The organism is Ferruginibacter sp., assembly GCF_031391665.1.
Classification (GTDB): domain Bacteria; phylum Bacteroidota; class Bacteroidia; order Chitinophagales; family Chitinophagaceae; genus Ferruginibacter.
Window position 1 is genome coordinate 1 of the sequence record NZ_JANMUN010000208.1, and the last position, 10,692, is coordinate 10,692.

10 protein-coding genes are annotated in these 10,692 nt (G+C 37.3%); 5 read left to right on the forward strand and 5 right to left on the reverse strand.

The genetic code is table 11. The features are described 5' to 3' along the window. The 3 genes from ACY651_RS15315 to ACY651_RS15325 all read left to right on the forward strand — a co-directional run. The coding region (locus tag ACY651_RS15315; RefSeq protein ID WP_462254296.1) for a zinc-binding dehydrogenase at window positions 1-606 on the forward strand (606 nt) is incomplete at its 5' end. A gap of 449 nt (window positions 607-1,055) precedes the next feature. Next, a complete protein-coding gene (locus ACY651_RS15320; protein WP_462254298.1) occupies window positions 1,056-1,859 on the forward strand; it encodes an N-acetylmuramoyl-L-alanine amidase in 804 nt (267 codons plus the stop codon). Window positions 1,860-2,148: 289 nt separating this feature from the next. After that, window positions 2,149-4,542 carry a bifunctional YncE family protein/alkaline phosphatase family protein gene (locus ACY651_RS15325; protein WP_462254300.1) on the forward strand — a complete coding sequence of 798 codons (2,394 nt, stop codon included), beginning with the start codon at window positions 2,149-2,151 and terminating at the stop codon, window positions 4,540-4,542. A gap of 135 nt (window positions 4,543-4,677) precedes the next feature. On the opposite strand, the gene ACY651_RS15330 is transcribed toward ACY651_RS15325, so the two are convergent. Both ACY651_RS15330 and ACY651_RS15335 read right to left on the reverse strand, forming a co-directional pair. After that, window positions 4,678-5,685 (reverse strand): metallophosphoesterase, encoded by a 1,008-nt coding sequence (locus tag ACY651_RS15330; protein ID WP_462254302.1) that lies wholly within the window; start codon window positions 5,683-5,685, stop codon window positions 4,678-4,680. 135 nt (window positions 5,686-5,820) lie between these two features. After that, entirely contained in the window at window positions 5,821-7,335 is a 1,515-nt protein-coding gene (locus tag ACY651_RS15335; protein WP_462254304.1) for a lipopolysaccharide biosynthesis protein, read from the reverse strand. Between the two features lie 108 nt (window positions 7,336-7,443). On the opposite strand from ACY651_RS15335, the gene ACY651_RS15340 reads away from it, so the two are divergent. After that, a complete protein-coding gene (locus ACY651_RS15340; RefSeq protein WP_462254306.1) occupies window positions 7,444-8,082 on the forward strand; it encodes a hypothetical protein in 639 nt (212 codons plus the stop codon). A gap of 2 nt (window positions 8,083-8,084) precedes the next feature. On the opposite strand, the gene ACY651_RS15345 is transcribed toward ACY651_RS15340, so the two are convergent. Genes ACY651_RS15345 through arfB form a run of 3 tightly spaced genes read right to left on the reverse strand, consistent with a single transcriptional unit; the run spans window position 8,085 to window position 10,263 of the window. Beyond that, the gene (locus ACY651_RS15345) at window positions 8,085-9,110 is read right to left on the reverse strand and encodes a cytochrome-c peroxidase (protein WP_462254308.1); all 1,026 of its coding nucleotides are present in this window, start codon (window positions 9,108-9,110) and stop codon (window positions 8,085-8,087) included. Further along, window positions 9,107-9,847, reverse strand: coding sequence for an MbnP family protein (locus tag ACY651_RS15350; protein WP_462254310.1), 741 nt, complete (start codon window positions 9,845-9,847; stop codon window positions 9,107-9,109). Before ACY651_RS15350 ends, ACY651_RS15345 begins: the two co-directional genes overlap by 4 nt. Window positions 9,848-9,858: 11 nt before the next feature. Further along, the gene (gene arfB, locus ACY651_RS15355; RefSeq protein ID WP_462254312.1) at window positions 9,859-10,263 is read right to left on the reverse strand and encodes an alternative ribosome rescue aminoacyl-tRNA hydrolase ArfB; all 405 of its coding nucleotides are present in this window, start codon (window positions 10,261-10,263) and stop codon (window positions 9,859-9,861) included. A gap of 116 nt (window positions 10,264-10,379) precedes the next feature. Between arfB and ACY651_RS15360 the strand changes: the two genes are divergently transcribed. Then, window positions 10,380-10,692: geranylgeranylglyceryl/heptaprenylglyceryl phosphate synthase (locus tag ACY651_RS15360; RefSeq protein WP_462254314.1), on the forward strand; the 313-nt coding region annotated here is incomplete at its 3' end.

Sequence of the window (10,692 nt, forward strand, 5' to 3'; positions counted from 1 at the left end):
GATAATTTACCACTGGAAGCGGTGGCGCCATTACTTTGTGCAGGCATTACTACTTACTCACCACTGCGCCACTGGAAAATTGGCAAAGGCCATAAAGTGGGCGTACTGGGTTTGGGCGGCCTTGGCCACATGGGTGTAAAATTAGCGGTAGCAATGGGTGCCGAAGTTACCATGCTCAGCCACTCGGCCAGTAAAGAAACCGATGCAAAAAGATTGGGTGCTCACCAGTTTGTATTAACCAGCGATGCGGCACAAATAAAAAAAGTTACCGGCTATTTCGATTTTATTTTAGACACGGTTTCTGCCGATCATGATTATAATTTTTATTTAGGTTTGCTTAAAACCAATGGTGTAATGGTTTGTGTGGGTGCGCCACCATCACCAGCACAGGTGCCGGCATTTAATTTAATTTTCGGCCGTAAAAGTATTGCCGGTTCTTTAATTGGCGGCATTGCCGAAACACAGGAAATGCTGGACTACTGTGCCAAAAATAATATTGTAAGCGATGTAGAAGTAATTGCCATAAAAGATATTAACGAAGCCTACGAAAGAATGCTGAAGGGAGACGTGCGGTACAGGTTTGTGATTGATATGGCGACACTTTAATGGATAATGTTATAATGGATAATTTATAATGAATGCAGAGCTGTCCTTGGGGCAGCTTTTTTTATTAGTACCAATTACGCTGTGAATCTATCCAATTAAAAAAAATCTCAGCTTCGCTGCGAAAAAAGGTTTGCCAAAAAGGCACAAAGGCACGAAATAGAAAAAAGCAAAGCTTTTTCCTTTGTGTCTTCGAGCCTTTGTGGCTAAATTCAATTTTTGAAAAAAATTGTTCAACAACCTTTACTGTATAAGCCTGTGCCGAGTAAAGGCATTGTGAGATGGACTCGGGAGGCAAGCAAAAAAAGTGAGAATAAAAGAAGCTGCGAAAGAAATTTAATAAGTAACAAAAAAAATAGTTTAAAAACTACATAAAGAATTCATTGAATTTTTTATCAATGGTAAAATAACCACTCCATTTTTCCTGTACCTTTCCCTCATAAAAAATTACAATGAAATTTAAAATAATTATAGCAGCGCTTGTTTTACTCACCAACAGTTGCAGCTTTAATAAATATGCCGCCACTAACAAAAGCTATAAAAAACAAACCAAGGCATTTGCAAAACAATTACGTAAACAACCCCATGCCATCGACAGTGCAATGATGGCGCAGCAATGGGTGGGCACCACCAACTTTGGTATGCGTAAACCCAACTTTGTAATTATACACCACACCGCACAAAACGCCTGCGACAGTACACTTCGTACCTTTACACTGCCACGTACACAGGTTAGTGCACATTATGTAATTTGTAAAGATGGCACCATACACCACATGTTGAACGATTACTTAAGAGCATGGCATGCAGGCAACAGTAAATGGGGCAATGTTACCGATATTAACAGCAGCAGCATTGGTATTGAATTAGACAATAATGGTTTTGAAATTTTTACTGATGCACAAATAAAAAGTTTGCTGCAGGTTTTACAGCAATTAAAAAAGAATAATAATATTCCCACAGCAAATTTTATTGGCCACAGCGATATTGCGCCTAAAAGAAAAGTGGACCCCAATAAATATTTTCCCTGGCAGTTGCTTGCGCAAAATGGTTTTGGTAATTGGTACGACACTGCCAATGTACAACTGCCACAAAATTTTAATGCCCTGCAATCGTTACGCATTGTCGGTTACGATACCAAAGATTCTGTTGCCGCCATTAAAGCTTTTAAATTACATTTTGTGCAGCAGGATTCTTTATCTATTATTACCGAGGCTAACAAAAAAATTATTTATGAGTTGAGTAAGAAGTATTGAGCTTCGCTCAAACTTTTTGCCACTGATTACACGAATTTTCACGGATTATAATACAAAAGAGATTGCAATTGATAAATGCTGAAGTACAGTAGTACAAAAGCCTCATCAGGGAACCACCCCGAAAAAGGGATGTAATCTTTTTCGGGTGTCTTTTTTGTTTCTTTTTTCCACAAAAAAAGAAAAGAAAAAAGCTGCTGTAAATAGTAGATATTCGTTAACCAAGAAATAATGCGATTGTCACTTTGTTGTTTATAGCTTTTGTTACCTTAGCATTTCAATTACAATTGCAATGAAAAAAATAACTCTCTCCATAATTGCTTTTTTGTTTTTAACGATAAGCACAACTGCTCAAAAAAAAATAACCCTGCCCAATGGCTGGAGCCTTAGCCCGGCAGGCAAAAGTTTGCCTTTGGGAGATCTGCCACTAAATATGGCTATCAGCAATTCAAAAAAATTAATGGCAGTTACCAACAACGGACAAAGCAAACAAACCCTGCAACTGATAGATATTACCACAGAAAAAATTACCGACAATATTGAAATTAAAAAAAGCTGGCTTGGTTTACACTTTAGCGCTGATGAAAAATATTTGTATGCCAGTGGCGGTAATGATAACTGGATTTTGCAATACGCTGTTGTAAACAAAAAACTAAAATTAAAAGACAGTATAAAGCTGGGGGATAAATGGCCCAATAAAATTTCGCCGGCAGGTATTGAAATAGATGACGCTGCAAATTTGATGTACGTGGTAACCAAGGATAATAATTCTCTTTACATCATCAACTTAAAAAATAAAAGTATTGTACAGCAAATAAAATTAAATGCAGAAGCCTATACCTGTTTATTATCAGCCGATAAAAAACAATTGTACATTTCGGTATGGGGCGATAAAAAAGTTGCAGTGTTTAACACGGCAGAAAAAAAATTCACAACCAGTATTGATGTGGGTGATCACCCCAACGAGTTATGTTTAAGCAAAAATGGAATCTATTTATTTGTTGCTAATGCAAACGATAATTCTGTTTCGGTTATCAATACCAAACAACAAAAAGTTATTGAAACGCTTACGGCATCATTATATCCGGATGCACCGCAGGGCAGTGCTACCAATGGTTTAGCATTAAGCACCGATGAAAAAATGTTGTTTATTGCCAATGCCGATAATAATTGTTTGGCAGTATTTGATGTAAGCCAGCCGGGCAACAGTAAATCGGAAGGATTTATTCCGGTGGGCTGGTACCCAACTTGTGTAAAAGTAATTGGCAAAAAAATATTTGTTACTAATGGAAAAGGCTTTTCTTCTTTTGCAAATCCTGATGGCCCTACTCCGGTAAAGCGCAGGGTAAAACACCAGGCCGATGATGAAGACGGTCCACAATACATTGGAGGTTTAATGAAAGGCACTTTGAGTATTATTACTGTACCAACAGAAAAACAATTAACTGTTTACGCTCAGCAAGTGTATAAAAATACGCCGTACACAAAAGAAAAAGAATTGTTGGCAAAAGGAGAAGCAGGCAATCCCATTCCGCAAAAAGTGGGTGATAAATCTCCCATTAAATATGTGTTTTACATTGTAAAAGAAAACAGAACCTACGACCAGGTGTTAGGTGATGTAAAAGAAGGCAACGGCGATACGTCGTTAGTTTTATTTGGAGAAAAAATTACACCCAACCAGCATAAACTGGTAAAAGAATTTGTGCTGCTGGATAATTTTTATGTAGATGGAGAGGTAAGTGCCGATGGACACAACTGGAGCCTGGGTGCTTATGCCAACGATTATTTAGAAAAAAATTGGGTTACCAGTTATGGTGGCCGTGGTGGTACATACGATGCGGAAGGTACAAGAGAAATTGCCAACAATAAAGGCGGTTTTATATGGGATCATTGTAAAAGGGCCGGTGTAAGTTTTAGGACTTACGGTGAATTTGCAGATGATTATAAAGCCAACATCCCGGTTTTAGAAAATCATTTTTGTAAATATTATACCAGTTGGGATGAAAGTGTAAGAGACACCACAAGGGTTGGGCAGTGGAAAAGAGACTTCGACTCACTGGTGGCTATAAACGCTTTACCGCAGTTAAATACATTGCGTTTAATAAACGATCATACACAAGGCATGAGTTTAAATAATCCTACACCGTTTGCACATGTGGCCGATAATGATTTGGCAGTAGGTATGTTTATTGAATATTTAAGCCAAAGTAAAGTATGGAACGAGAGTGTGGTTTTTATTGTGGAAGATGATGCACAAAACGGCCCCGACCATGTGGATGCACACCGCACCACAGCTTATGTTGCCGGCCCACATGTAAAAAGAAATTTTGTTGATCATACCCCTTACACCACCAGTGGCATGCTGCGTACCATGGAATTAATTTTAGGCTTGCCACCCATGAGCCAGTACGATGCCGCGGCAACACCCATGTGGCGCTGCTTTACAGCCACACCCAATTACGCAGGCTTTACTGCATTACCCAGCAATGTAAATCTTGCAGATAAAAACACGGTGAATAATATTTTAGCCGAACGCAGTGCACAATTTGATTTTAGTAAAGAAGACAGGGCACCTGATTTAGAATTTAGTGAAGTGATATGGAAAGGCGTTAAAGGTTTGCACAGTATAATGCCGGCACCAAAAAGAGCAGCGTTTGTAAAAGTGAGTGAAGAGGAGGATGACTGATTTTTTGCACGCTGAGTTGCGGAGGACGCAGAGAAAATGTATTTTAAATCTGTGTAAATCTGTGTAATCCGTGGCAACCCCATTTCGCCTCAGGCGAAAATAATAAATTTCTCAGTGGTTATTTTAGTGTGTTGTTTAATCTAAATCTTTCATCAACTCTTCGAGCTTTATCTCTTCTAAAATTTGCCTTACAGCTGCATTATTTTCATCACGCCATTTTATTAAGCGGATATAGCCACCTTCAATTTCTATACCGGTAATATCACCATCATTAAAGCAGCAGCAGCCGGTATTAAAATAACTGGCCTTTAATTTTTCGGTAACATCCTTATCAATTTTGTTAGCGGGATGATTGGAATATTTGCCCGATGCAAAAACAGGGCTGTGCGTATGGCCGGTGATTAATAAAATATTTTTTCTGTTGCTGCTCCAGTCGTACATCATCTTATTATGTTTGTTGCGTAACGAATAATCTTTACTGGGTGTGTTTACATTTATCCGCAGGTAACGCTGCAGTGGCCGCCAGATGTGTGCAACAATCCATGTGCTGAGTGCATTATTATCACTCATTTTATCGCCCTGGTGCCCGTGTGTACAAAATATATTCAGTGTTTGATTGCCGACGGCAGTTTTTAAAATAATGCCTTCATAAACCGGCAATGGCATGGTAAAGTTTTTTTTCAAATACATTTCTACATCCAATTTATTTTTCCAGGTTACATCGTGGTTGCCAAAAGTTTTAAAATAATTATTGGGTTGAAAGGCAGCTTCGGCAGCAAAAGCTTTTTCGTTTTTTTCTAATACTTCTGCAAGCGGATATTTCCACAATTCTTCACTGTCACCTAAATTAATAAAAGAAAAATTTTGTTGCTTGTAATATTGTAATGCAGTAAGATAATTAATTTCATTGCTGGTAAAATCATCCGACCAGTCACGGTTGCCTTTATGCTGATCGCTGAAGATGATAAATTTATCTTTTAATACATCAATAAAAATAGTGCAAACCCTTTTGCTGTTTTTTTTACTGCTGCTGTATAATTTGCTTAATGATTTAAACACCACCTCTTTTTGCGGCTTGGCACTAAGTGTATTGGCCACCCAGCTAAGTGGTTTTTTAAATAAATATTGTAACAGCTTTCGCATAAATTAAAGTTTGACACAGATTATTTTTTGAATACAGCCACGGATTGCACAGATTTTCACTGATTATTTTCCTGAAGATATCATCATACTATATTTGTAATCATCCGTGTTAATTTGTGTAATCTGTGGCCAAACCTATTTTTTAAAATACTTAGCCAGCATCGGAATTTTCGCCAGCTCCTTCGCTTCTACTTTTGTAACAAACCATGTAAACAAACCAAACAATAAAGTAGCGGTGGTTAACGAAAACCAAAGATGATTGGGATAAATTTTATTAATACCCAAATGCATTAAATAAATTAAAACCACCAACACTAAATAAGCAATTAATTTTTTTACAGGATAAGGAACCGGATAATATTTTTGCCCCAGCAGGTAACTGCTTATCATCATAAATAAATAACAGGTAAATGTGGCAATGGCAGCGCCGGTGTAATGCAGCTTTGGAATTAATAGAACATTCAGGACAATGGTTATTACTGCGCCAATAATGGTTATTACTGCACCATAAGTATTTTTATTGGTGAGCTTATACCAAACACTGAGGTTATAATAAATGCCTAAAAAAATATTTCCTAATGCAAGGAGAGGAACAATTTGCAAACCCTCGGCCCAGCGTTTGTTGGCAAAAGTTATAAAGATCCATTTAAACACATCTAAGTATAATCCAATTAATAAAAACATAAAGCAGCAGGCAATAACAAAAAATTTCATCACCCTTGCGTAAGTGCGTTGTGCATTTTCATCTTTACTTTTATTAAAGAAAAAAGGTTCGGCAGCCATACGGAATGCCTGAATTAAAATAGTTATCAGTAATGCAATGCGAAAAATATTTGCAAAAATGCCCAGTTCATGATCGGCCTGTTGTTGTGGCAGATCTACCGCATGGCGGTAAATTAAACGGCTCAGTACATCGTTCACCATTCCGCCCAAGCCAACAATAATTAAAGGGGCACTGTACTTCATCACTTCTTTCCACAGTACTTTATCAAAACTAAATTTTATCTGTCTTATTTCTTTACTTAATAAAATAAGGGTGAATACACTGCCGCAGAGGTTGCCCAATAAATAATAACCTAAGCCAACATCTTTGTTGTAAATATTTTTTAAAAAAATGTCAGGGTTGCTTTGTAAAATTTGTGGCATCACACCCAGAAAAAAAATAACCACACTTAAATTAATTACTATGCCAGCAATACGGGCAAAAGCATAACGTTTGGGCCGGTCCTCCTGCCGCAGTTTGGCAAAGGGTAAAGTGTTTAAATTATCTACTGCAATAATGGCAATCATCCACAGCACATAATCGGGGTGATTGTTTAAATCTGCTGCGCCGGTAATAGCACCTTTGCACAACAATAATATTAACGTAAAAAGTATGCTGCTGAAAAATAATGAAATGCTGAGTGTGCTGTACAGTTTTTGTCTATCGTGTGTTTGCGAAAAACGGAAGTACGCCGTTTCCATACCATAAGCATACAGCACATTTAAAAAAGGGATAATGGTGTACACCTGCACCAGGTCGGCAGTTTTTTCGGGCATAGTAACAAAAAACGGTAATGCCATATTCATTAAGTAACCTAAAAAACGGCTGGCAATTGTGGGTACGCCGTACCATAATGTTTGTCCTGCTAATTTTTTAATGCCGCTCAATGGTTATTTTAATTTGCATCAAATTTACTTGTATAATTTTAATTTTTGTTTAAATAAATGATGCAACCATTTGACAACATAAATTATCTTTGTTTAAAACAAAGTAATATGAAATACGCCTTTACATTTATTTTTTTAACAGCATTATATCTTTCTACTGCTGCCCAAAGCCGTACTGCCACGGTGGAGTACCAAAAAATTAACCGCCAGGCTGTGGTAAGCGAAATACCTTTTCCTGAAAAAACTATACGTGATGCCATTGATAATAAAATGCAGCAAATGGGCTATAAAGGAAAAGACAGCAAAGGCTACACGGTTTATAAAGGCGTAAGAATGCCGGAGCTGGGCAACGACAGTTACGATTTGTACTTTATGGCCGACAGAAAAAGCAGGAAAGAAAAAGAAAACTCCAATCTTACTTTAATGATATCAAAAGGTTTTGACAGTTTTATTGCCGACAGTACCGACAGTAAAGTAATGGATAATGCAAAAAATTATTTAGACAGTATAAAAAATATTATTGCCGCTTACGACCTGGAGCAGCAAATTATTGCACAGGAAGATGCTGTAAAAAAAGCAGATAAAAAAAGTACCAGCTTAATTGATGATGGCGTAAGCCTGGAAAAGAAAAGAAAAAATATTGAGCAGGATATTGCCGACAATAAAAAAAATCAGACTAACCAACTGGCAGAAATTGAAAAACAAAAACAAATTTTGGAAGTGTTGAGGGGTAAGAGGAAATCTTAAGATTAATGGTACCTCAAACTCTTAGTAAGCGTAGTATCTGCAAGGGTATATAAAAAATAAATTAAATTATTCTTCTCCGTATTGCCCATGGCAATACGGTTTTTTAATGCCGTATCTAAAGTAGGTTGTGTGGTAATAATGCCGGTGCGGTAATGGTCTATTGCATTACCAATACTGTAAAAGCGGCCATCATGCATATAAGGAAAAGTAAGTGTTACATTACGCAGACTGGGCACCTTAAATTTTAAAGAGTCATTTTTATTACGGGTAATTTTCATGCGGCCATAATCCTTTAAAAAACTATTAATGGCCATGCCGTTATTTCTAAAAGAGTTATCGGTAAATAACGGTTCGGTGTGGCAGCCGCTGCATTTGGCTTTAAAAAAATCGTAACCCTTTTGCTCGGCAGGTGTAAAGGTAGCTTCGCCCCGTTGCACTTTATCGTATTTACTGTTGTAGCTAACTATAGATCCTGTAAACTGTGCCAAAGCTTTTAACATGCGCTGGCTGTTAATTACATTGGTGCCAAATGCCGCCCTGAATAATTTTGGGTATGCCGTATCTTTTCTTAATTTAATTAAAACGCTGTCAATATTTTCTGCCATTTCATTGGCTGCAGTTAGGGGAGATAGTGGCTGCACTTCAATATGGTTAATGCCGCCATCCCAATGCAGCAATGGTGACCATGCTAAATTAAAAAGCGGTGGGGCATTACGGGTAGTAAAAGTATTATTAAAGCCGTGGCTAAAATCGTGGTCGTAACTGGCAAAGGCTGCAAACTGCTGGTGGCAACTGGCGCAGGCAAAATTGCCATCTTTACTTAAGCGGCCATCGTAAAATAATTTTTTACCTAACTGAAAACCTTCTTCGGTTAATGGGTTGCCGGCATAAATATTTTTTGGTGGCTGCGGCCATCCTTTGGGTATAATTAATTTTAAAGGTGTGGGTTTATAAGGCGGTGCAATATCAACGGCAAAAGCCGCTACAATAATAAAGACCAGTAATAATATAGTAATGCGTTGTTTCAATTGGCAGGGGTACTAATTTTTATTACCGAAAACATTTTACTGTAATTGGCTGCAATTTTTTTTGCTAATACGCCGGGGTTGGTGCAAACAGCATTTGCAGCAATCAAAATATCATTGGGTATTTGCCACCAGGTATTTATATCCGCTTCAATAATAATTTCGGTAACAGTATCTTTATTAATATTGGTGTTTAGCGGCAGTGTAATTTTTTTTATTACATTGTCAGCACTGGCAAATCCACCAATATGATATTCTACTTTATTATTTACAACGGTTGAGGCAGGGGAATTACCTTCTAACTTCGCCATTACATAACCGGTGTTCCAGGTCCAGAACATATCGTTGGTGGGGTCTAATGCACCGCTTTGTGCACCGCTAACATTTTTCAAACTATCTACACCTAATAAAAAAGACAGGCTTTCATAATTACCGACTGGCAGAGTAAGTAAAATACTTTTAGTTGCGGTGTCTTTTTCATCTACCAAGTAATAACTTTCTTTTACAGCAATATTTTTTTTATCCGCAACCAAAAACAAATTGCTGATATAATATTTGAATTTGCTAACCGTATAATTTTCTGCAAAGGCGTTGGTGTACGTTACACTGTCTAAAACTAAAGGCACATGATTAACAGTATTTACAAAACTTATTTTTACATTGGCAGCAGGCACTTTTTTTTGCGAAAATAAAATCGCAGGAAAAACTAAGGCGGATATAAAATAAAATAGTCTTACCATAATAAATTTCTTTACCACAAATCTTTACTTATCTTTTTTCTAAAATCTTTTAAAGAAGAAATTTTCTTTTTAAACTCAATACGTTTTTCTTTAGCCGCTTTACTGGGTTTGGTGGCTTTACGTGGCTTGGGTTTTATCAATGCATTTTTTACAAAGGCATTCATCTTTTTTATTACCTCGCCTTTATTGCCCAACTGGCTTCTTTCGGTTTGGCTTTTTACCAGTAAAAAACCATCCGCATTTATTTTATTTACTAACTTTTCTTTTAGTAGTTCTTTTTGCTCAGTAGTAAATAATGCAGTAGAGTCGATATGCCAATAACCTTCCACCATGGTTTCCACCTTGTTTACATTTTGGCCGCCTTTGCCGCCGCTTCGGGCCGTTTTAAATTTTATTTCGGCAGATATATCCGTCATAGTTACAAAATTACCAATAAAAAGAAGGAAATTGCAGCCATATCCATCTTATTTGGGTCTATTATTTCGGTAAGACGGATTTTTTTTGGATTTTTGCAGCAATCAATAAGACAGGCATGACGAAAGGCATTTATAAATCATTAACCGAACGAAAACAACAGGGCAAAAAATCTTTTGCCGTTCTTATCGACCCCGATAAAGTGAACGGTAATAACATGGAGCAATTAATAGCATTGTCTGTTGATGCCCGTGTTGATTATTTTTTGGTAGGCGGCAGTTTAGTTATCTCCAATTATTTAGATGAATGTTTGCAGCTGATAAAAAAATCCTGCACCATTCCCACCATACTTTTTCCGGGCAGCCCCAACCAGGTAAGCAAATATGCCGATGCATTATTGTACCTCTCTCTTATCAGCGGCCGCAATGCCG